General features: G+C 55.2%; 19 protein-coding genes and 2 pseudogenes. 8 read left to right on the top strand and 13 right to left on the bottom strand.

Features of this window, described 5'->3' with window-relative positions:
* Window positions 1-363: 363 nt before the first annotated feature.
* Both LDB05_RS21900 and LDB05_RS21895 read right to left on the bottom strand, forming a co-directional pair.
* Entirely contained in the window at window positions 364-768 is a 405-nt protein-coding gene (locus LDB05_RS21900; protein ID WP_226007982.1) for a hypothetical protein, read from the bottom strand.
* Window positions 769-2328, bottom strand: a complete 1560-nt coding sequence (locus tag LDB05_RS21895) for a multicopper oxidase family protein (RefSeq protein ID WP_226007981.1) — start codon at window positions 2326-2328, stop codon at window positions 769-771. It abuts the gene before it with no gap.
* 283 nt (window positions 2329-2611) lie between these two features.
* On the opposite strand from LDB05_RS21895, the gene LDB05_RS21890 reads away from it, so the two are divergent.
* The 3 genes from LDB05_RS21890 to LDB05_RS21880 all read left to right on the top strand — a co-directional run bounded on the left by LDB05_RS21890 (window position 2612) and on the right by LDB05_RS21880 (window position 4917).
* Window positions 2612-3022, top strand: coding sequence for a hypothetical protein (locus tag LDB05_RS21890; RefSeq protein WP_226007980.1), 411 nt, complete (start codon window positions 2612-2614; stop codon window positions 3020-3022).
* 192 nt (window positions 3023-3214) lie between these two features.
* Window positions 3215-4396, top strand: coding sequence for an FAD-dependent oxidoreductase (locus tag LDB05_RS21885; protein ID WP_226007979.1), 1182 nt, complete (start codon window positions 3215-3217; stop codon window positions 4394-4396).
* 83 nt (window positions 4397-4479) lie between these two features.
* Window positions 4480-4917, top strand: coding sequence for a hypothetical protein (locus tag LDB05_RS21880; protein WP_226007978.1), 438 nt, complete (start codon window positions 4480-4482; stop codon window positions 4915-4917).
* Window positions 4918-4948: 31 nt separating this feature from the next.
* Here LDB05_RS21880 and LDB05_RS21875 read toward each other — a convergent pair whose 3' ends face one another.
* Entirely contained in the window at window positions 4949-5416 is a 468-nt protein-coding gene (locus tag LDB05_RS21875) for a halocyanin domain-containing protein (protein WP_226007977.1), read from the bottom strand.
* Window positions 5417-5524: 108 nt separating this feature from the next.
* On the bottom strand, window positions 5525-5959 hold the full coding sequence (locus LDB05_RS21870) for a DUF6220 domain-containing protein (RefSeq protein ID WP_226007976.1): 435 nt from the start codon (window positions 5957-5959) through the stop codon (window positions 5525-5527).
* Between the two features lie 157 nt (window positions 5960-6116).
* Here LDB05_RS21870 and LDB05_RS21865 point away from each other — a divergent pair, with 157 nt between their 5' ends.
* Entirely contained in the window at window positions 6117-6773 is a 657-nt protein-coding gene (locus LDB05_RS21865) for a helix-turn-helix domain-containing protein (protein WP_226007975.1), read from the top strand.
* Window positions 6774-6861: 88 nt separating this feature from the next.
* Here LDB05_RS21865 and LDB05_RS21860 read toward each other — a convergent pair.
* Window positions 6862-7059 (bottom strand): annotated as a pseudogene (locus LDB05_RS21860) (primase-associated protein); the annotation flags it as partial.
* Between the two features lie 839 nt (window positions 7060-7898).
* Here LDB05_RS21860 and LDB05_RS21850 point away from each other — a divergent pair.
* The gene (locus LDB05_RS21850; RefSeq protein WP_226007973.1) at window positions 7899-9956 is read left to right on the top strand and encodes a PAS domain S-box protein; all 2058 of its coding nucleotides are present in this window, start codon (window positions 7899-7901) and stop codon (window positions 9954-9956) included.
* A gap of 585 nt (window positions 9957-10541) precedes the next feature.
* Here the strand turns inward: LDB05_RS21850 and LDB05_RS23455 are convergent.
* The 3 genes from LDB05_RS23455 to LDB05_RS21835 form a co-directional block, all read right to left on the bottom strand.
* On the bottom strand, window positions 10542-11606 hold the full coding sequence (locus LDB05_RS23455) for a pyridoxamine 5'-phosphate oxidase family protein (RefSeq protein ID WP_343232924.1): 1065 nt from the start codon (window positions 11604-11606) through the stop codon (window positions 10542-10544).
* Window positions 11603-12199 carry a heme NO-binding domain-containing protein gene (locus LDB05_RS21840; protein WP_226007972.1) on the bottom strand — a complete coding sequence of 199 codons (597 nt, stop codon included), beginning with the start codon at window positions 12197-12199 and terminating at the stop codon, window positions 11603-11605. Before LDB05_RS21840 ends, LDB05_RS23455 begins: the two co-directional genes overlap by 4 nt.
* A 730-nt stretch (window positions 12200-12929) precedes the next feature.
* Complete coding sequence (locus LDB05_RS21835; protein WP_425498620.1) at window positions 12930-15521, bottom strand: PAS domain-containing sensor histidine kinase; 2592 nt, start codon at window positions 15519-15521, stop codon at window positions 12930-12932.
* On the opposite strand from LDB05_RS21835, the gene LDB05_RS23690 reads away from it, so the two are divergent.
* On the top strand, window positions 15468-15599 hold the full coding sequence (locus LDB05_RS23690) for a hypothetical protein (protein WP_425498623.1): 132 nt from the start codon (window positions 15468-15470) through the stop codon (window positions 15597-15599). The two genes, LDB05_RS21835 and LDB05_RS23690, sit on opposite strands and share 54 nt — an antisense overlap.
* Here LDB05_RS23690 and LDB05_RS23685 read toward each other — a convergent pair.
* Window positions 15579-15845, bottom strand: a pseudogene (locus LDB05_RS23685) (PAS domain S-box protein); the annotation flags it as partial. The gene LDB05_RS23690 and the pseudogene LDB05_RS23685 sit on opposite strands and share 21 nt — an antisense overlap.
* On the opposite strand from LDB05_RS23685, the gene LDB05_RS23515 reads away from it, so the two are divergent.
* Both LDB05_RS23515 and LDB05_RS21830 read left to right on the top strand, forming a co-directional pair.
* On the top strand, window positions 15750-15953 hold the full coding sequence (locus tag LDB05_RS23515) for a hypothetical protein (protein WP_343232939.1): 204 nt from the start codon (window positions 15750-15752) through the stop codon (window positions 15951-15953). The pseudogene LDB05_RS23685 and the gene LDB05_RS23515 sit on opposite strands and share 96 nt — an antisense overlap.
* Before the next feature lie 227 nt (window positions 15954-16180).
* Window positions 16181-16441 carry a hypothetical protein gene (locus tag LDB05_RS21830; protein ID WP_226007970.1) on the top strand — a complete coding sequence of 87 codons (261 nt, stop codon included), beginning with the start codon at window positions 16181-16183 and terminating at the stop codon, window positions 16439-16441.
* A gap of 17 nt (window positions 16442-16458) precedes the next feature.
* On the opposite strand, the gene LDB05_RS21825 is transcribed toward LDB05_RS21830, so the two are convergent.
* The 4 genes from LDB05_RS21825 to LDB05_RS21810 form a co-directional block, all read right to left on the bottom strand.
* Window positions 16459-18306, bottom strand: coding sequence for a phospholipase D-like domain-containing protein (locus tag LDB05_RS21825; protein WP_226007969.1), 1848 nt, complete (start codon window positions 18304-18306; stop codon window positions 16459-16461).
* A 30-nt stretch (window positions 18307-18336) separates the two neighbouring features.
* The gene (locus LDB05_RS21820; RefSeq protein ID WP_226007968.1) at window positions 18337-18996 is read right to left on the bottom strand and encodes a queuosine precursor transporter; all 660 of its coding nucleotides are present in this window, start codon (window positions 18994-18996) and stop codon (window positions 18337-18339) included.
* Between the two features lie 177 nt (window positions 18997-19173).
* Complete coding sequence (locus LDB05_RS21815; RefSeq protein ID WP_226007967.1) at window positions 19174-21138, bottom strand: AAA family ATPase; 1965 nt, start codon at window positions 21136-21138, stop codon at window positions 19174-19176.
* Entirely contained in the window at window positions 21135-21311 is a 177-nt protein-coding gene (locus LDB05_RS21810) for a hypothetical protein (RefSeq protein WP_226007966.1), read from the bottom strand. The genes LDB05_RS21815 and LDB05_RS21810 overlap by 4 nt, the downstream gene beginning before the upstream one ends.
* Between the last annotated feature and the right edge of the window lie 317 nt (window positions 21312-21628).

Below are 21628 nucleotides of genomic sequence, written 5' to 3'. Positions count from 1 at the left end.
AAAACAACCTCGACGAGCTCGGGGATAATTCTGAGATTCCAAAATTTGCTCGACGATGGGGTAATAACGGGGATCTCTGAGGTATTTGAATTGGTTCGGGACGCTGCAACATCTGTTCTGATTCCCTAGAAGATCCTCAGCTCAGCACTCCGGAGCTTGTAATATTCCGATTTTACCGAATTTAGTGGTATTAGCCACTCAAAATTGCTCGACAGTTAATCAGAAGGATCTAATTCTGAACTGCTACCTAATCCTCGGAATAATGATTGAACCGTTTTTGATGAAGTCTTCAACCGGTAGCAATTCCGGCTTGATGAATATAGATGCCATCTCCAGTCCGGCTACAACAAGAGGTATGCTATTTCATTTCCTGTTTTTGTGTAATTTCAGGAGTATCACTATTAGAGCAATTTCTACAGCTACTGACCCGATCCCAAGCACTCCTATGTTAAACTGTGCTGACCCCGTGATTGCAGGAAGGCTTATAATCCGAGTAATGCCCCAGACAGTAACGATGAGGAGGTTGAGCATGACTCCCAAACGTAGTGCCCATTTCCTCGATCCAAACAGTAAACTAATGCCAAGCAGCCCCTGACTGATTCCTACGACAAGGAAGAATAGACCGGGTACAAGCGTAACCACGAATTCTCCGGGGAGAATCCAGAGGTGTATCACTTGGGACATTAAGGCGAGTGCTGCCCCAGTAAATCGAATGGGGGTGTTCCCAGTCCGTAGTGATTTGCTGCTACTCGCTCTTACGATACTCATTCAGATCACCTCGAAATTGGCCATCATCATCATATCCTCGTGTTCAAGATTGTGGCAATGGAAGACGTACTTTCCACGGTAAGGAGTGAACTTGGCAACCACTCGAACGGTGCCGCCATCTAGGAAGACTGTGTCCTTCCAACCGGCATCATAGGGACCAGGTGGGCCACCATCACGAGAAATGACCTTGAAATGAACGAGATGCATGTGAATTGGGTGAGCTGGGTCAGCATCGAACTCCCAAATTTCAGTAGACCCGAGGCGGGGATCTGCATCGATTCGTTCTGGGTCATACGCGTTTCCGTTGATGGTTGACATCCCTCCGAGCATCCCTGCAATGAAAAAGAATTGCCTGGTGACTTCCGCTTCCTCAGGACTCGGGAAGTCGAGGTTTGGCGCGAGCTGACTTGGGATATCGCTCTCCTCCTCCTCTTCACGGACAACTTCGAAACGCATTACATCGGACACCCGACCCTCTCCACGTCGGTTAACGAGGGTCACTTCGGAGCCCACTGAGTAATGTGAGAAGTCGATGACGACATCGAAGCGTTCAGCGGGAGAGACGAGGAGTTTGTCGTGTGGAATCGGCTCCGAAAGCAGGCCGCCATCGCTACCCACTTGGACGAACGAGCTGCCTTCAGACGGCGAGGGTTCGAGTGCCAGTTCATACGTTCGCGCATTCGACGCGTTCAGAATGCGGAATCGGTACTTCGTGTTTGAAACCTCCATTCGCGGCCACGGTGCACCGTTGACGAGGATCGTGTCCCCGAAGGCGCCGGTGTGCTCCCCGAAACTCGTTGAGGCCAGCACTCCGTGCTCGCCCATGAGTGATGGATCGACTGATGGATAGTACATCTCACCGTCGTCGGTGAAGGTCCGATCCGCGATCATGAGCGGGACCTCCTTCTCCCCTTCGGGAAGGGGGAGCTCATCCTCTACGTCGTCGCGGATAATGTAGAACCCGGCCAGCCCCTTGTAGACCTGTGGACCGGTGAAGTCCATCCGATGGTCGTGATACCAGAGCGTGGCTGCCCGTTGCTCATTCGGGTATCTGTACTCCTTGGAGCCGCGTGAAACCCCAGCGACAGTCCCGGAGATATGCCCCGGTAGGTCGTCCGTTGAGAGATCGGGCGGGAGGATGAGGTCCGTGGGGAACCCATCACTCTCAGGTGGTGTCACCCCGCCGTGGAGGTGCGTGGAAACAGGAACGGGAAGTTCGTTTCGCTGTTCGACGACGACTTCCTGGCCTCTTCTGGCTTCGATAGTCGGTCCTGGAAAGATTCCATTGTACCCCCATACCGTTGTTTCGTATCCGGGGAGGATTTCGGCCGTCTCCTCTCGCTGTGTGATTTCGTAGTAGTCAGTCGTCTCTTCGGTGCGCACTGGTTCGAGAACCGGGGGAACAGGTAATGGAACCTCGAACTTCTTGACCTGGGGACTCGTGATACTTGCGGATTCAACAAGACGACCAGCGGGTCCTGCAACCGTTCCGAGAGGGATTCCAAATCCGACACCGGTCATCAATCCGAGTTTCGAGAATTCTCTTCGATTGAACTTCATCTCTCATGCCGAGAAAGGGTCCACCCTGCGGTCAACCTTCACGTAAACATGTTGCCTTTGATGATCCTACAACCATCCAAGCCTGGAGATGCTGTAACGATAGTCGAGAACGAGTTCTCCAGTAATGGAACGAGAGGACAACGCAGTACGAAGCTGAATGCCGTAATTTGAGTTCTGAGGCCCGTTTGTGCCGGATTCGCTGGCCGCCAACATTAACTAACAAAATCTCGGGTGAACATGTATACGTCAATCCTGATTCACCAGCAAAGCCACCTAACGAGTGATGACGACAGTATCAGACTTACAGTGGAAACAGATCGCCGTGGGTGGAATCGCACCTCACGTTATCTCGACCGGGCTACTCATAGCATCGATTGTCGCGTATACTTTCCTCCTCGCGTTCGGAACTGGAGGAGAGCCCGACCCTGGATCCTTACAGCAGTTTAATACCGTATCCGGCACCCAAATCTACCCAATCGTAACAATCCTGCTGACCGTAGTTACGGCAGCGTGGGTCGTTCGACGAGTTGATTCCAACTCAGCAACACTTCACGGTGTTGCGGTGGGCACCCTCGCTGGCCTCATCGGTTTCGCGTTCGGAGCACTCGATGCGATGATGTTGGTCCGCTTTGTCCTCACGGTTGGGGCAGGAGTCCTCGGCGCAAGGTTATTGCCAGTCCTATTCGGAGAGTAGGTCGGGGTAGGAGTTTTCTCCGAATTCCATCGCCAATGGGTTCTCGTCAACATGTTCATCTGAATGATGATGCGAGAACCAATGCAATTATTCTCTGATGACCAGAAAATCGAAGTTTGGTAAAGATGCTGCGGGAACCGGCCACGGCGTGGAAATCCAAGTGACCGAATTCGCCAACACTAGGTGTTCACGATGAGTGCGCCTGCTCGCGATCGGAAAGCACTGATCATCGGATGCGGAGTCGTGGGACCAGTGCTCGCACTGTATCTCCGGCGGATCGGTATCACTCCCGTCATCTACGAGGGACGGCCTGAACCACGAGATGACGCCGGATTCTTCCTCAACCTCGCTGCAAACGGAACGGACGTCCTGGAAACACTCGGTATCCGGGAGAAAGTCCTCGAAGGTGGTCACGAATCTAATCGGTTGGTCTTCCAGAACCACAAACAGAAACAGCTCGGTGAGAACCCCTCCGAGACGGTTCTCATCAAGCGAGGTCTCCTGACCAAGAGTCTCCGAGAAGCGGCGGTTGAGCAGGGCATCACCGTGAAGTTCGGCAAGCGCCTGACCGACGTCCAAATTCCACACGAAGACATGGCTATCGCGTATTTCGACGATGGTACGGAAGCCCACGGAGACTTCCTCGTCGGTTGTGACGGTATTCATTCACAAACTCGTCGCTCGATTCTCCCTAACGCGCCGGATCCCGAGTATACGGGAATCATCGATTCAGGCGCGTTCACCAGGAACGACTCGATCCCGCCGACGGACGGGGTCATGAGAATGACGTTCGGTGTGGACGGGTTCTTCGGTTACCAGAAGGTTCCGACGGGCGAGATTTACTGGTTCGAGAACCACGAACGGAAGCAGGCTCCAGATCGTGCAGCACTCGACGCGATCTCGCAAGCAGAGTGGAAAAAGAAGTTACTTCGACTCCACAAGAACGATCACAACGAAGTCTCTGAAATCATCCGCTCGACTGATGGAGAAATCGGCAAGTGGCCCGTGTACGACCTGCCGTCGCTCCCAACGTGGAATCGGGGGACGGTTTGCCTTATCGGAGATGCCGCTCACGCGACGTCCCCGCACGTCGGTCAGGGGGCTTCGCTGGCGATGGAGGACGCAATTGTCCTGGCAAAGTGCCTACGGGACGTTGAAGGGGTCCCGGACGCGTTCGAGACGTTCGAGTCCCTGCGACGAGATCGAGTCGAGGGAATCGTTGAGATGTCTCGGGAGACTGGGAATCAGAAAGCACCTTCCAATTTGGTCACTCGGAAAGTTCGGGACCTCGTCCTTCCGTTCTTCCTGAAGCGAGGTGTGGAAAGCTTCGAAGAAATCTACTCGTACAGGGTGGACTGGAATGAGTCAGTATGATCGGCCGTTCGAAGTGCCAGAGTACACAAATGACGCGACAATCTAACATACGTAGAAACGGAATTCCGTCCGGGAATCCATACGTGATCCTCGCCGGAGCTAGTCTCCTCTGTTTCGGATTTGCCACCATCGTGAGCACCCTGATAGCGTACTCGGATCCGGTGAATCCCCTCGGTCTCCTACTTCTCGCAATCGTTCTCTTCACTCTGGCAGGACTATTTTGCGTGCTCAGTCTCACGTGGTATCTCGTACAATGGACTTTGTCGGTTGCGACTATGGGCGTCAGAAAGGGCCGGTATCGACTCGGAAAGTGGTTCGAAGAATTCGAAGAGGAATACTCGACAATCCGTATCATCGGTCTCTCAACGGCAATCACACCTCCGGATCCGAGATCGCCCCAAGAGAGGGCGGCAGAGTCGCTCACGGAGGTTCGGACTCGGTACGTGGACGGGCATCTCACCGAGCGTGAGTTTGAGGAGGAACTGACGACGCTACTCGAAGTAGAATCCGAATTCAAGTAGTAGTAAGATCATTCGACCACGATTGCTCCCTTCATTCCCGCTGACCATGCGGTTCGCAGACGTACTTGAAGACCCCGGAGTCCTCGAACGTATACTCGTACGCGTAATCGCTCGAGTTAGAGTATTCTGACTCGAACTCACCACTCTCGGCTACAACGTTGTGTGTTCCACCGTCACCGGCCCATTCCCAGACAATAGTCGTACCCAGAGCGATCATCACCGCCGGTGGGTCAGACGCCATTCCTCGGCTCCTTGCACCGACACGGACGAATACCTCGTCCTGTCCACGTTCGTCTACAGTCCAACGATAATTATCGATGTCGTCGAACCACCCGACGTAGTCGGGAGGATCGTCAACGTAGGTTTCGTCAGCACGCCTTGATTCATCGCTATTCTCACTAGGACTGCCGAGACACCCTGCGAAGCTTGCTCCAATTACTGTTGCTCCGAACACATGAATAACGACGCGTAGAGATGGATCGGGAAGTCCTTTATTCATAGTCGAGTTGCAGATCTTCTGCCGTTTGGTCAGTGTTTCGCGGTTCAAACACGCGGTACCAAGGATTGGATCTCCACGCGTCGAGTTCCGACTCAGGTAGAGTACTTTTCATAGAACTCCGCCTCTGTTAGCCGTAACTTCTGCCCATGCACGCTGGACTGTGATCGTCGACAACCAGAATATCACGACTCCATTCACCGGGTGAATCGCCCCGACGAGCGACCCGAACCGATGGGCGGTGGCGAATTGGATGAAGAACAAGAGAAAGATTACAATTGGAAGTCCCTTGTGAATCCGGGGTAATCGCCCGAGGAACGCGAGGACGAACAGTATCAGAAGAACTACCGGCAGAATATTGCCGAACGAGACGTGACTGCTCCATCGGGCCGGATCAACAAACACGGCCATTCCGGCGATGTAAATTTGGATGAGAACACTGGCTGTAAGGAGGACAGCTGCGCCGAGGTAGGAGTACGTCGCCCATTGAACGTGTGTCGGAACGGAGTCTCTGTTGTCCCTCTTCTCTACTTGTGCTGAATACATCACAAACGAGGTTTCGCTGTGTGCTGGATGAAAATTCACGTGGACATGTTGGCATCGGGAACAAAGCCAGTTACCCTGAAATTTCCAGAGCTATTCTAAGGATGGAGGTGAACATGTTTACCTCTGTGCTCATTATCTGAGGGAGACAAGGACGAGTATGCCACGGGTACGTCTCAAGGTCGGCCCAATGCCGGACATGGTCGCTATCGCTGATAAGTTTCCGAATACAGTTATCCGATTTCTCTCGAATTACCCCTCAGAGAATGGTGTGACCAGCGTTTTGGAGATTCAGACGGACCACCCAGAAGAATTTGTTCAGGAAACCGAGAATTGGTTTTCGAGTTCGACCACACTGTTGCACAGCGATGATGATACAGTAGTCATGATGCTTGAGGGACAGCCGCCCAATGGGTATTTCGTCTCTGAGGACATTGAATACCACCCAACGACTCCTGTCGTCGCTCGTGACGGCCACCTCTTCATCGAATTCGTGATGCCAGAGTCAAAGATGGCGGCGATGTGGGAGTCACTCGACGAACGCAACGTCAACTATGAAATTCTCTCAATCACTGAGGGCTACAACGTTCTCGATTCTCTCACCGCTCGGCAACGAGAGATTCTCACGGTCGCAATTAAACGAGGATATTACGATAACCCTCGAGGGTGTTCTTTGACTGATCTTGCCGAGGAACTCGAGGTCAACAAATCGGTGATCAGTGGCGTTCTTCACCGAGCTGAAGGCGAAATAATCAAAGACGCCATCGGTGACCCACGCGAACAAGAAGGGGACAATCAGTGGAAGAACAGATCATGAGTGAATACGGAAATATGCCCTCTATTTAGCGGAACTGCAGAAGTCTATCTGGATAATAAACAGATTCGGCGAAGTCTTTGATTCAGAACTACTCAGTGGGACTGGCAGACTCCTCGTCGACTTGGTCGTACATCTCATCTAGGAATGGGAGACTTCCCCAGATCGAGTAGGGGCACTGGTCTTGGCCGATGCAGTAGCGCTGCAGATCGTCGTTATCGCAGTTCATCGGCAACGGCGTGTCGCCGTCGATCGTGTTCGAAAACTCGTAGCGGACCTGGTACTCGGTTCGAGTGGCCCGGACTGTTGTCCGGTGTGACGCTTCGCGTCCTCTACTATCTCGAGAAACCGCATGCCGCAACGGACTTGGCACGCCGCGCCGACTTCCATCAGAGTACCGCCATCGCGCCCTCGATCTACTCCAGCATCGAGGGATTATCTACCAGATCAAAGACGATACACATGCACTGGACGAGGGATTCGAACCAGCTGGACCAGCGACCGCTTTTGCACGCTCGAGTTCACAAGCTTCTTGCTGGGCCTGCTGTTCGAGTGCATCTGTCTGTCGGGAGTTCTCGTCATTTATTTCGTCGACGATGGAATCATCGATCGTCAAGCACTTGCCACGGTGATCAACCTGTTCGAGCATCAGTACACGTCCTCTTGAGCAGCGTCTCGAGCGTCCGCCTGCAGGACCTCACAGCTGTCCGAACAGAATCGGCCAGCGTATCCTGCCTGATCGTGAGTAAGCGCTGAACAACCCGGCATCCGACACGCGTTATGGTTGGTCATCTGGCGATAGCTCGCTTCAGGAACTGAGTCGTCCCCACGTCTGACGACGCTGTTGCTATCAGTTGTTCGCATGGATTGATGCGGCGGACTTCAGTCGAGCCCCCGCGCCCCTCCTGGGGCGACAATCCATCTCGAGTGAACGACCAGTTCAACTCACAGTTTATCAGTAAATACTACAGTTGCGTATTGACTGCCAGGGAACTTTCCAATCTTCGTATATCTTCAGAGAGTCGTGCTGAATGCACAGCGCATTTCTCACACTATAACGGGATAGACGTGGAGTCTATTGTTTGGGAATGCCAAGCGCTTATAGGCACACGATGAGATTCGAAGGTAATGGGATCTCAGGGGCCAACACAGGACGTGACGGGAGACGATATCCGGGGGTTCTTCAGTCAAACACCCAACCCGTCGACGCCATTTTTTACTGAAGAGATCGCGGAGGCACTGGATTGTTCCCCTCAAGTCGCCCGGCGCTGGCTGGAAGACCTTGTCAACCGGGGGGAGATTCGAACCAAGCAAGGAGCCGGTTCAGGCAGAGTCTGGTGGAAACCCCAGGGACAGGTATCAAGCGGCCGGCAACCGGATGAAGAACAGTTCCGTGCCGTCGTGAATGCCGTCAAGGACTACGCCATCTTCTTGCTCGATCCCGACGGCAATATCGTGAGCTGGAATGAGGGGGCTGAGCGGATCAAAGGATATTCGGAAGACGAAATCGTGGGCAAACACTTTTCGACGTTCTACACCGACGAGGACGTCGCCGATGACGTGCCGGAGCAGAACCTCGAGGGCGCAGTGGCAGATGGCCGAATCGAAGACGAGGGGTGGCGGGTCCGTTCAGACGGCTCGCGGTTTTGGGCGAATGTGACGATCACCGCTATCCGAGGCGACGAGGGAGATATCCGGGGATTCACGAAGGTCACACGTGACATGACTGACCGCCGCGAGTATGAGCAACAACTGGAAGAACAGGCCGAGAGGCTCGAACAGCAGCGAGACGAACTCGAGGCAGAACTTGATGAGATCTTCAAGCGAGTCGACGAGGCGTTCATGGCCCTCGACGATGAGTGGAACATCACCTACGTCAATGACCAGGCGACCGAGCTGGTCCAGTTACCCCCAGAGGAGCTCCTAGAGACTCGTGTCTGGGATGTTCTATACGAGATCGCTGATAGCCATCTCCGTGAGATGGCCGAGGAAGCAATGGCGGCCAACGAATTGCTGGAGTTTGAATATTACTCGGATGTACTCGACATTTGGGTGGGGGTCCGAGGGTATCCCGCTGAGTCGGGAATGTCCGTCTACTTTCGAGACATCACTGAGCGCAAAGAGCGCGAGCGCGAACTTCAGCATGTCCGAGAACGGATGGAATTCGCGCTCAACGCCACCGACGCGGTCGTCTGGGACTGGAACGTCGACGAAGACCAGGCGTCGTTTTACCCCTCGGCAGAGTCGCTTTACGGAACGACCGTCGAGACCTGGGAGGACTTCGTCGAGGTGATTCACTCGGAAGATAGACAGAAGGTACAAGAAGGTATCGAGAATGCCCTCGAGACGGGCGAGCCGAAATCCGAAGAGATTCGCATTGTCCGGGACGGGGAGGTGCGATGGATTGAAGCTCCCGGTCATCCGATCCAGGACGACGACGGTCCGACGCGGATGATCGGCGTGGCCCGTGACATAACCGAACGGAAGACCTACGAGCGCGAGCTCAAGGAGTCGAACAAACGCCTCGAACAGTTCGCCTATGCCGCCTCCCACGACCTCCGGGAACCGCTACGGATGGTCTCTAGTTACCTCCAGTTGATCGAGCAGCAGTACGCCGATGAACTTGATGAGGACGGCAGGGAGTTCATTCAGTTCGCCGTCGACGGGGCAGACCGGATGCGTGCGATGATTGACGGGCTTCTTGAGTACTCGCGTGTCGAGACAGAGGGAGAGCCATTTGAACCTATAGATCTGAATGATGTCCTTGAAAACCTGATGGCTGATCTCCAGATCCAGATCGAGGAGCATGACGCGGAGATTACGGTCGAGGAACTCCCGACGGTCGAGGGCGACGCCAGTCAGCTCCGGCAGCTGTTCCAGAACCTGCTCAAGAACGCTATCGAGTACAGCGGCGACGAACCGCCCCGCGTCGACGTTTCGGCCACGAGGTCCGGTGAAGAGTGGACCCTGTCGGTCACCGACGAGGGCATCGGGATCGATCCCGAGGATCAAGAGCGCATCTTCAAGGTGTTCGAGCGGCTCCACACCCAAGAAGAACACGCTGGCACAGGGATCGGACTCGCGCTGTGTAAGCGAATCGTTGAGCGCCACGGGGGCGAGATCTGGGTCGACTCGACGCCGAGCGATGGCGCGACATTCTCTTTGACGCTTCAGAATCCACAGTAAATCGCCTGCTTCGGGGGATCTGAACAGCCTACAGATGACAGTTTGATGAATACATCTATCGGCTCCTGTTTAGACGCCTACTGTCATGGGTCAGAGCCCTTGATGGCGCGTTCGATGTTTCGGACCGCGGATTTCATGACAAGTTCGCGGAACTGTCCGTACCAGGTTCTCGACCACAGCGTCTCGCCGTACCGACGGCGTAATCCGAAAAGCACCGACTCAATGTCCGAGCGTTGGTGGTCCGTCCGATCATCGGTCAAGGGGTTCCTCACGAGGCCATGCAAATCCATCACTCTTGTCGGGATAACCGGTGTGATACCTTCCGATCGCAGTTTCATGCGAAGAACCTCCCAGTTGTATCCCTTATCGGCAGCAACGGCGGTTAAAACAACAATATTCTGAACTAACACTGAACATCCAATCTGTGAGGAGTAACGGGGGCGTGGTACCTCAACAGTGTTAGTCTGTAAATCCGAGGTCCCCAAACTAGCCGCAGTCCTGCGGTTGGAAGCCCAAGCTGTCGTCGGGCCATGCCCGACTGCTTGAGGGACCGACGGTCCCTCTCTGATCACGGCGGGGAGGATATCAATCCGTAAAATAACCGCTTTTCTTGATGCTCGCATCGTCGGTCCCCCACGGTGGATCGAACTCTTCGAGCGAGAGGCGAGGTAACGGTGGATTCGTTACGAGACCGACTGAATCAACCTCCAGACTGACCCATGTCTTCGTCTGATCGACATCGGTCAAATCCGTTGCATCATCGACCTCGTCCTCGAGAGACACAGTGCCGCTCACCTCGAGGATGGCCTCTGTCGACCACCAGTCGACAAACGAAAGGGTAGCGACGGGTCGCTCGTACATGTTCCCCAACGAGGCGTGGACACCGTTGCCGCGGTACTCCGGCCACGCCAGCGTCGACTCATCGAGTACCTGCACGAACCCTGCCGGCCCCAGCCGCGGTGAAACGTCGGTCTCCCCGTCGGCGTCTGCGGTTCCGAGAACTGCCTGAAGTCGCGATCCGACAAACCGCTGGGCCCGTTTGGACAGCCGTCCGAATGATTTCTCGATAGGATCGCGCGCAGCCTCGGCCAGTGGTAGCTGCTCTACAGATAGCTGTGGGGCGTGCTTCGCGCAGTGGATGTACGCTTCTTCGACCGATAGCACGATCCAGTCGGTCCCGGGGAGACGCTCGTGTTGCTGATTATAGACGTACTCAACGCGTTCGCCGACGCCGTTGATGTGCAACCCGACCGTCGTATCGAACCAATCAACGGTCACTAACGATAGCCACCGTTCTTCTTGAGAACCGTCCAACGTTGGCGTTGGACCGATCATTGTGCCAGCAGGCCACGCGACGGTCTCGGAGTCGAGTACCTGCACCATCCCCGGACCATCGACAGCCGGGGTGACCCGCGGCCGACCATCGTCTAGCCAACCGACGAAGCCGGTCCATCGCTCCGCGAGGAACGACTGCATTCGGTCAGTCAGCGTCGCCTGCATCTCCGAGTCGTAGAATCGGTCAGCGCGGTCTTCGGTTCCGAACCGCTTCTGGAGAACATGCTCGCCGTAGCTTCCCGGCCGGTCGCCGCGATCGTCGTCTCGGTTAGACTCCCTGTCATCCTCGCGGATCGCAGCGTCCCCACTGCTCATGGTGTCCTCACGGAATTCATGCTGTCGTCTCCGTTATCGAGCGATGTGGGGATCTCGCGCTCGACGACGATCTCACACTTTGGAGCGCCGTCGTGCATGCACTGAGATTCGGTCACTGTGTAGGACTCATCGTAGAACTCACCTATTCCCACAAGAATGCCGATGGCGACTTCGCACAGTTGCCGATCGGAGTTGTAGCGGACAACGACACGATTCTCGTCGAGCCGACGAGCGTCGACGGCCGGCGGAGTGAAGTCCGCCATGTCTTTTGCCCGAAGCGCCATGTGGATGTATTCCTCGACGTTCTCGATCAACTCGAGGCCGTCCCAGTCCTTCTCGACGTGGACGCCGTAGGTCTGAACGAGTTGTGGGACGAGAAACCGGCCGAACGCGCGTAAGAGTATCGGCGGATCTACCCCTGAAATCTCCGAGGCCGTCGTGACGAGTTCGAAAACGTGTTCGTCGGGATATTCGGTCACCGGGACATACAGTCTTCGCTCGACGTCTGCTTCGTCCCGAATGCGATTCCAAGTGGCCTCATCGTACTGTTCGATCGTGAAGTCCTTCAGCCCTTTCAGAATGATTCCGTGCATACTGATCTGTGTTGTTAGATGGCAGTTAGTTCGTAACCTCCCGCGATCCCCCCATCATATAGGTGTTATTTTCCCTACTCTCTCCCGTTCAGTGAATCAGGCTCCAAACCAGACTGTCTACTTCTACCAGAAACATAACTAAACAGCGAAATGATAAGGGTTCTGGCCAAACTCATTGGTATGTAGTTTGCTTGTTGCTATGATCGATGACAGACGGGACCTTTCCTGTCATCGGCTCAGTAAACGACCGCGGGCACGATCACTTTCTCCATCGAGCGCAATTCTGAAGACGAATTCACTAGATGGAACTCGCGTTTTCCGGTACTGTATTCGAGTTTGAGTCGACGGCAGGCTCCCAGAGTCGTCGTCGCGCATGGTCTCGATCTATCTGCAACTCCTTGAGCTCCGGTAGGAGGACGGGTTAGATGAGTAGGGAGAGGAATTCCGCGACTATTCTCGCTTCGAAACACAGGGAAATTCGATCGAACCGATCGATCTTGAAATATTTTCTCCTCGTACTCCTTCGGACAATATCTGGCTCGTTGGCGCTGTTGCCTCATTACTGATGGTCGGAATAATTATCGTGAGCAGTGTAGCCGTCTCGGTGAGCGTTCGTACTCGCGTGGGCTGCCGACAGCCAACTGAGGACACGATTAGAAGATAATTCATTAGCTCTGTTGAAGTCCTCAGCGGTAAGTACAGGTGGAGAGCTTAACACGGTATCTAGCACTCAATTATCATTTCCTGCCGCAGGAAGGGCAAACGAGAACGTCGCCCCCTCACCTAGTTCCGATTCTACCCAAATCTCACCGCCGTGGCGCTCAATGATCCGTTGACAGAGTGCGAGTCCAATCCCAGCCCCCTCGTACGCTTCGCGGCCATGAAGCCGTTTGAAGATTTCGAACACCCGTTCCTGATCGTCGGGCGCGATACCGATGCCCTCGTCGTGGATCGAAATCGTCCACATCTCGCCTCGTCGCTCCGCATCGACGTGAATCTGCGGCGGTTTGTCGCCGCTGTAGTTGATGGCATTACTCAGCAAGTTTTGAAGCATTTGGCGCAGTTGGCTGGCGTCACCCTCGACGCACGGAAGTTCCTCGACGGTGAGTTCAGCATCGGTCTCCGCGATTCGAAGCTGGAGATCGTCGACCACATCATCAAGTATCTCCTCGAGATCAACTGGCTCAATCGGATTGCCCTTCGTTTCGACACGAGAATAGGCGAGAAGCCCCTCGATCATCGTCCGCATCCGGTCAGCACCATCGACGGCGAACTTGAGGAATTCCTCCCCCTCTTCGTCGAGTGCGTTGCCGTAGCGGCGTTCGAGGAGCTGCAGGTAGCTGGAAACCATTCGCAGCGGTTCCTGTAGATCGTGCGAGGCGGCGTAGGCGAACTGTTCGAGGCGCTCGTTGGAAGTTTCGAGTTGCTCGACCGTCTCTTCGAGTTTCCGCCGTTTCTCCTCACGTGCAGACACATCCCGGCCGATACCCGTAAGCACTTGATCCCCGGCGGGATTCTCCAGACTGTTGGCAACGAACTCGTACGGAATTTCATCACCCGCTTTGGTCTGCAGATTCGCTTCAACTTGTGTCGTCCCTGTCTCGAATCCCTCAGCGATGGCGTTCACGATCTGTTCGTGATCCGTCTCGGCAAAGAAATCCAGTGCGTGCATCGTCTCAACCTCGTCGCTTGCATAGCCTGTTACTTCGGAGACGGTCGCGTTCCACCGCTTGAGGGTGCCGTTCTCATCGAGGACGTAGAACACGTCGTCGATCGCACCCAGAATGTCGTCAGTGTATTCCTTGTACTGCTCGAGCTCGTGTTCGCGGTGGCGCAGCTGTCGTTCGGTCTCCTTGCGCTCAGTGATGTCCTGGGCCATCGTCATCCCGGCAAATATCTCACCGCTGTCGTTCGCGACCGGGACGACGTACACGACCCACTCCCGCCCCGCGTATTCGAGTTCGATCGCGGTCTCCTCGTCGTCGAGTGCGGCCCGTAACTGTGGTTCCAGTGCCGCAACGGTATCGGCGCCCCACACGTCCTGGACGGGGTTCCCTTCTACCTCATCGGGATCGAGGGGGAGATCATCGAATGCTCGTCCTGCCGCCAGGGTATACGTCAAATCGTCATCGAACAGGGTAACGATCCCGTTTGGGAAACACTCAGCGAGCGTCCGGTACCGGCGTTCAGACTCCTCGAGTTCACGCTCGCGCTGCCGGCGTTCAGTTACGTCACGGGCAACTGCGATGACGTATTCCTGAGACAGATCGGCGTATGAGACGTTGACTTCAACTGGGAAGGTACTCCCGTCCTTTCGTTCGTGTCTCCCGTCGAAGGTCGCTCCTCCCTCAGTTTTCACCTCCTTAACGTGAGATTCCCACACCGAAAGATCGGGCAACCCCCATTCGATATCGGGGACTGATAGCTCCAGCAGTTCCTCGCGGTCGTATCCGAGGCGACGGCAGGCGGTCCCGTTTACGTCAAGGAACTGCCCCGTGGACGGATCGATCACGAACACGCTGTCGGAAGAGTGATCCAGCAGCGTCCGGAACAGTTCGAGTTCTTGCTCGTGTTCCTTTCTCTCAGTGACGTCGCGGAAATAGACCGAGACGCCAGTCTCAGAGGGATAGATATTCGCTTCGACCCAGAAGTCAAGTTCGTCGTAGTAGAGTTCGTAGCTGGTTGCCTCCTGTGTTTCGAGTGCCGTATGGAACGCATCCCAGACCTCGTCGATCTCGGCAGCAGAGGGAAACACGTCCCAGAGTTTCTTGCCGAGTAACTTGTTCTCGGAGTGCTGGAGGAGTTCCTCGGCCTGCGTGTTGACGTGTTCGAACCGAAACTCCTCGTCGAGCGCGTAGAACGCGTCCGAAATCCGCCCGAACATTTCGTCCAGTTCCGTCGAGAGTTCGCGCTCCCGCTCCTTGAGTTCGGTGACGTCCTCAGCAGTGGTAACGACGCGGTCGATTGTCCCGTCGTCCGTGAGAATAGGTGCTGCGTTGACCGAGAGCCAGCGGGTGTCACCGCTGGGGAGCTCGATGCGCATCATTTTCTCGTAGACTGGTTCACCTGTCTCAAGCGTATGGGCAAACGGATGCTCGTCAATCGTGAGTTCTTCCCCGGTTTCGTCGTAGACGGATCGGTCTGATGGATCGTACGTGTTTGCCTCTGCGGTTGAAATCTCCAGTATTTCCTTGAGACGATCGTTCATCCGCGTGATTTCACCGTCTGCATCCAGCACCTGAATGCCGATGGGGCTCGTCTCGAGAATATGGTGTACCAGGTCACGTTCGCGCTCGAGTTGACGTTTCTGGTCCTGAAGCAACTGTTCATGTTGTTTCCGATTGGTGATATCACGAACGATACCAACAGTCCCTTCGAACGATCCGTCTTCGACGAGTAGACTTGTCTGGAGTTCACAGAGAGTAGATTCTCCGTTTTTAGTCCGGGCAATGAATTCAAACGTCTCGTTTAGTTGTGTGCTATCTGCCAGGCAGGCCTCGATTCTGCGTCTGATACGGTCGATATCGTCGTCCGCAAGGAGGAGTGAGACGTGTTCGCCCAGAAGTTCGTCACGGGTATAGCCAGACATCTCGACGATAACAGCGTTGACCGCAACGAATCGTCCGGCAGCGTCGAGCTGGTAAATCCCGTCGTTGACCGTATTGACGAGTGTCCGGAATCGTTGGACCGCCACCTCATCATCGGTGTCTGCCCAGAACGTCGGATCCGTGGCGTCTGCTCCTGCATCCATTGATTTGGTAGACGCTCTTGGGCCAGAAGTCCCTTTCTCCTGCGACCTTCAGATAGGTGATCCACAGATTGTGGGCTGACTCTGCACTAACTGACAATGGGGATGATCGCAATGCCGTCCTTGCTCCCGTTCGGGGCGTCTTCCGGGGTCGATTGTCCGGTCGCAGTGGTGACATTCCAGGCGTTCTTTGGTTGGTGTGCTACTGTCTTGATGTCGCAGAGGAACTGTGGGTGCCCTACGATGGGGGCCGAATCGTCGCGAACAAAGAGGAGCCGTGGCCCTTCGTGATCTATCTGGATCGCGTTCGACGGATCGATCTCCCCGCGGAGGAACTCCACGAGGCGCTGGGGTACTCGATGGAATACCCGCAGGGGTTCATGCGACCCACCGACGAGCGCTTCGAGACGCTTCGTGCGAAGCACGGGAGCGTCCGGTCGTTCCTCGATTCCTATACCCCTCCGACCAGTCCAGGACTCTTTGAGAAGGTCTAAAGAACAGATAGCGAGGGCTAACTGTAGTAGCTCGGGATAAACCGCCGTTCCGGAATCTCCTGGAGTCGTTCCAGCGAGAGCTGGTCCGCACCGGCGATATCCCAGACGACATCGAAGAACTCGGTGGCGCTGTCGACGAACGCGGACTGCTCGGTGTAGACGCCACACTCGGGGTTCCAGTGGTAGCTGTTCTCCATGAAGTTCGCCGAGCCAAGCAGTGCGGCACCCTCGTCGGGAGCGCCGATGACGTGAAGTTTGCCGTGGATCCCGAGCTCACTGAGGTCGCTGAGGTCCGTGTCACGGGTGACCCGCTGGTGGGTCTTGAAGCGCGAGTAGGTCCGGATGTGGACGTTCTTGCGGTTCGATTCGAGTTGTGCGAGCAGGTTGTCCCGAAGACGGCGCCACTCCCAGGGCTCTTTCGTGTGACGAGTGAGCAGGCGGAGTTCGAAGCCACGTTCCAGGAGGCGCCGCAGTTGCGCGGCGTACTCGCTGAACGTGTCATCGTCGAACGGCGTCATGATCCGGAGGACACGGTGATCCAGTTCTTCCTCTAGCCCGAGGCTGAATAGGCGGTCGGTCATCGCCGTGTACGACCGAAGGCCGCTCGGCAGGTCCTCATGCCACCGTTGGAGGAGGGCGCGCTCGCGGCGGAGGCCCCGGGAGTCGCCGACGTAGTCGTCCATCGCCTCTTCGCCGAGCGACTCGGGGTCGATCAACGTGTACGCGAAGTACGTTGGCGCGACCTGACGATCCTGGAGACGATCGAGGCGATCCACGAGGTTCGCGTCGGCGTGGTTCCCCTCGAGTTCGAACTCGGGATGCGAGAGAGCTTCGATCCGCTGAGAGACGATCGCGTGTTGATCAAGCAAGTACTCGACGTACTCGTCGAGGCGGCTTGTCCCGGCGACATCGGACGGGACGCGCACCACCTCGACGGTCTCGTCTGCAAGATCGCATTCGAGTCCGGGCACGTTGTTCAGTACTTGGAAGCAATCGTAGGGCTCGGCGTTGAGGGCGTCAGTGACATAGTCCATTTCGATTCGACCGAGATCGCCATCGATAACCGTCGCGACCAGATTCAAGATCTCATCGACCGACGCGATATCAGAAGGATCGACGTCCTCGGACGTAACGCGAAGGACCTTATCGGCTCGCTCGGGCACCGAGACGTCACCGGTGGCCAGGCGGCGATATCTTTGGGACGCCTGCTCGTACTCCACCCGGATCTCGCTCGCTGCCTCGAGGACCGCTTCGTGGTCGATCGCTCGCGGAAAGTCCTCTCCGAGCGTCCCGATCGCGTTTGCGGGAACGACCTCGCTGCCCGGTTCGATACCTAGTAGTTCACTTGTGACGTCCGCCCCAGTCGAGTCGTCGAGGCTCATCGTTGACGAGAGCACGCGGCAGTAGAGCGACGCCCTTGCGACGTCCGTCGAGGTCGCATCGTATGCGTCCATGGCCGCCTGTGCGGCCGACTCGGTAACGTCGACGCCGGTCGGATACGCGGTCAGGAGCCCGAACGATCCGAGCAGGGGAGTCAGGACGTTTTTTTCCCAGTCGTCGCGGAGTAGGCCGTTGTACTCCTCTCTGGGAAGTTCCCCGTCGATTGCCAGGCATTCCCGGAGGAGACGGCGGGCGCTCCGCCACTTAGCGACGGCGAGGGTCTCCAGGAGGGTTTGAGGATCCTCACCGCATAGGACGAGCGCGCCGACCTCCGAGACCGGGCCAGTCTCCGATTCTTGCTCGGCGTCGACAAGTCCGAGGTCGACCAACAGCCGATTGTGCAACGAGACGAGGGTCTCGAGGTCGCGCTCCTCGTTCGTAGCGGCCAGTTCAACCCGTCGGTACCGGGCAAGAGCGGTCTCCACGGACTCACTACGGGCGGTCGCATCGAGGTTTCACGCCCTCTGCTCAACGACTTCCGTCACCGCGTAGAACGGCACGGTATCAACGAGTGCAACCAGTAGTTTGACCAAATACTGGCCGATGACGATCGATATCAACGACCACCCCCACGTTGGGTCACCGCCGAGACCGATAGTTGGGAAGATCGCGAACCCGAGTGTGATGAACACGACCGTATCGACACCCTGACTGGTGGCGGTCGACCCACAGTTGCGTATCCACCGATGTCGACCACCTGTTCGAGACTTGAGTTTCGAAAAAAGTCTGACATCAAGGTGTTGAGCGATTGCCAACGCTACGACAGATGCTAGGATAATCGACGCCGAATCACCAAGCGTAGCTACGAACGCTGCTTCTCCATCATAGAAGGGCGCTGTCGGCATCCAGATCGCCACGAAGACTAGCGCGTACGCTACAACAAGCGTGGCTACAGTTCCGTTGACGACTGATGCCGCATACTCGCGTCCGTGGTACTCAACAAGCAAGTCTGACGCGAGATAGGCGACACCGAACGCAACAAACCCTGCTGGAACGGCAACGCCACCGATAACAGGTAATTCGACCCACGTCAATTTTGCTGCTAGTACATTGGCGAGGACAATGGATCCAGCAAAAAGTGTAGTACAGATTGCTCGGGTGTCCTCAATTTGCATGCTGGATCACCTTACCTTTCAGGAATATCCTCTCTTCTGTATCCAACAAATGAGTGCTATCCAAAGCATCTATTAGCCCTCTTTGAATCATATTGGAAGAATATTTCTGACGTATATGATCTTATCGGTTGAACAGTTCGGTTCACTGTTAGTCGTTAGACTATGATCTGATTGGACTTATTTCACCTCGAGAACTGGCCCACGGTCTGGCGTCCACTCAGCGAATTTGATCACTTCCCTATCATCAACGACACTTGTATTCACGAGCTGGTTGACCCACGTCTCGTCGTGGGTTGCAATCAAGAATTGGAAGTGGTCGCTGAACTCGTCTTGGAGCACCTTTGCAAATTGTTCTCGGTGCCCTTCGTCGACCGACATCACAACGTCATCTAGCAATACTGGTGTCCGCTCGAGTGGAGAGAGCTCGGATGCTAATGCCAGGAAGAGACAGACGCCCATGAGGTCCTGATGGCCTTCGCTATGCAGCGCATTCGGCGGGTGGTCGCCCGTATCGAAGAACTCCACAGAGAATTCGACCCCGGTATCCGTCTGTCCGATCGTTGGATTGAACGCGCTTTCGTCGGGATTCACCGCTTGGTAAAAGCTCGCGAACCGGTCACTAATCGTTTCAAAGATATCACTGAGGACGTCATCCCGTGCCTTGAGGAACTCTTCGTGAGCGATTTCGAACCCGTTCGCTGCTCGTGCATATCGCGTCTGTTCTATGGAAGCTGTCTGTAGCCGTTTGTGTGTCTTATCTAGCGTCTGCAGTTCGCCCCACATGGTTTCTATCGTCGATCGTTCCGGGAGCGCAGCTGCCGTATCACGGAGCTCAGTGAGGGTTTCGGGAACGTTAGTCTGGTCGGCCTTCGGAAGAGACAGATTGTCAAGATCCACTGCTTTCGGATCGTCTGTGAGATCGGTATCGACAGCCTGTACGATTGCTTCGAGTTGCTCTTGGTACTGCGCCAATGGTCGAAGATCGATATCGACCTCATCCGTCGAGAGTGCTTCGACCAATCGGTCGATCGTTCCTGTGATCGAATTCAGTTTCCGATCTGCGTTCTCGGCCAATTCGTCGATTGTCTCGATACGCCCCTCAATACGCTCAAGTCGATCGGCTCGGTTCTCGAGGTGCGCTTGCAACTCTCCTTTGTCCCACGGTTGCTCACAGAGCGGACACTCACGCGTAGTCGTATCGACGAGCTTGCGGCCCTGGTCGACAAGTGAGCGCTCTGCGAGGGCAGTGAGTGCGTCCTCGTCTGCACTCAGTGCACGAATTTCCTGTCGAATGTTGTCCAATGCTTCTGCTACCTCCGTCTGCCCATCGTCGACCCAATCCTCGAGTTGAGTCAGTTGTCGACGGACGTCGTCGCGCTGCAGCGGATTCGATGCCTGATCGAGTGGTGATGTCAATCCTTCCTCGAACGACTCGACCGCGTCGATGCTCTCGATTGGATCACCGCCGACGCGCTCTCGCCGGACGTTCACGGCTTCACAGAGCGCTGCCGGTCGGAGTTCCGAATCGTCGTCGATGGACGTCACGACTCCATCGCCAACGATTTTCTGGATCTGTTGGAGGTTATCTTCATAGCGCGTTTTGTTCGTTGATGCCTGACGATCTGCATTTTTCGCCAACCGCTTGAGTTGTCGACGTCGCTCGTCGAGTCCTTCGGTGTTCATCAGATGGTATATCTGATCTTTCCGGTCACCTGGAGTCGTGATAACAAGTTCCAGCAGTTCATCACGAGAGAGATTCAAGAGGCCCTGATTCGCTGCTGTGACAAGTTCGGTAAATGCTTCTGGGCGATCTTCGGCCTGCATCTGTGAGCGGTTCGTGAATTCCCGGACGATTCGAAACGAGTCTTCACCTTCGACAGTGAACGTCCCTTCGACGGCTGTTTCGTCGGGATTAGCGTATTGATTCGGAATATGTTCGGTCGTTTTGATTCCGCCAGTACCGGACCCTCTGAGCGCAGCAATCTGTCCAGTAAGTAGGAACTCGATCGCTTGGAGGACCGTACTCTTGCCGGATCCGTTTGGTCCTGCGATAACGGCGTTTTTGCCGTTGAATTCGAATTGTTCTTCCTCGCGAACTCCGCGGAACGCACGGATGGTGAGCGACTCGAGCTGGATAGTCATTCGTCGTCCTCTATCATTTCGACGACGGTATCCAGGAGTTCGTCATCGTCACCGAAGTCATTCTTCCCCTGCTCTTGAAGCAATCCTTCTACTGTCTCTGCAGAGATATCCGGATGATTCTTAAGTTTGATCTTGAACAATTGGAGTACTCGTGGCGTGATGTCTTGTGACATGATTAGATGCTGAATGTGTCTCCTATTCTCGTTACTGGAAACTTCGATATCCGCCAATATGTTAACTGAACTGATGATACTAAGTGATGGCGGCCGGTTGTCTGTCGATACTACATACCATTCTGGGAAAACTCGTCACTTGAAACATTGAGCGAGCCTTGATCAACCATATAGAGGTTAGTGTCCGTAACGACCGGTATACCGACTTATTATCTAATAATCCAACACACTATGCATCGTGTCATTTAAACAATCGAAACAGATCGATCGGTTGTATCACAAGGTCGCCAACTATGATCTTGTGACTGCTCCCTACT

Origin of the sequence: Natrinema salinisoli (genome assembly GCF_020405205.1) — an archaeon.
Classification (GTDB): domain Archaea; phylum Halobacteriota; class Halobacteria; order Halobacteriales; family Natrialbaceae; genus Natrinema; species Natrinema salinisoli.
The sequence above is the reverse complement of the archived record's forward strand: the minus strand, read 5'-3'. Positions and strand labels throughout refer to the sequence as shown.

Coding starts and splice junctions, on each gene's coding strand:
- LDB05_RS21900 (WP_226007982.1), bottom strand. CDS start 768: ATGAGTATCGTAAGAGCGAGTAGCAGCAAATCACTACGGACTGGGAAC.
- LDB05_RS21895 (WP_226007981.1), bottom strand. CDS start 2,328: ATGAAGTTCAATCGAAGAGAATTCTCGAAACTCGGATTGATGACCGGT.
- LDB05_RS21890 (WP_226007980.1), top strand. CDS start 2,612: ATGACGACAGTATCAGACTTACAGTGGAAACAGATCGCCGTGGGTGGA.
- LDB05_RS21885 (WP_226007979.1), top strand. CDS start 3,215: ATGAGTGCGCCTGCTCGCGATCGGAAAGCACTGATCATCGGATGCGGA.
- LDB05_RS21875 (WP_226007977.1), bottom strand. CDS start 5,416: ATGAATAAAGGACTTCCCGATCCATCTCTACGCGTCGTTATTCATGTG.
- LDB05_RS21870 (WP_226007976.1), bottom strand. CDS start 5,959: ATGTATTCAGCACAAGTAGAGAAGAGGGACAACAGAGACTCCGTTCCG.
- LDB05_RS21865 (WP_226007975.1), top strand. CDS start 6,117: ATGCCACGGGTACGTCTCAAGGTCGGCCCAATGCCGGACATGGTCGCT.
- LDB05_RS21850 (WP_226007973.1), top strand. CDS start 7,899: ATGGGATCTCAGGGGCCAACACAGGACGTGACGGGAGACGATATCCGG.
- LDB05_RS23455 (WP_343232924.1), bottom strand. CDS start 11,606: ATGAGCAGTGGGGACGCTGCGATCCGCGAGGATGACAGGGAGTCTAAC.
- LDB05_RS21840 (WP_226007972.1), bottom strand. CDS start 12,199: ATGCACGGAATCATTCTGAAAGGGCTGAAGGACTTCACGATCGAACAG.
- LDB05_RS23690 (WP_425498623.1), top strand. CDS start 15,468: ATGGTGTACCAGGTCACGTTCGCGCTCGAGTTGACGTTTCTGGTCCTG.
- LDB05_RS21820 (WP_226007968.1), bottom strand. CDS start 18,996: ATGCAAATTGAGGACACCCGAGCAATCTGTACTACACTTTTTGCTGGA.
- LDB05_RS21815 (WP_226007967.1), bottom strand. CDS start 21,138: ATGACTATCCAGCTCGAGTCGCTCACCATCCGTGCGTTCCGCGGAGTT.
- LDB05_RS21810 (WP_226007966.1), bottom strand. CDS start 21,311: ATGTCACAAGACATCACGCCACGAGTACTCCAATTGTTCAAGATCAAA.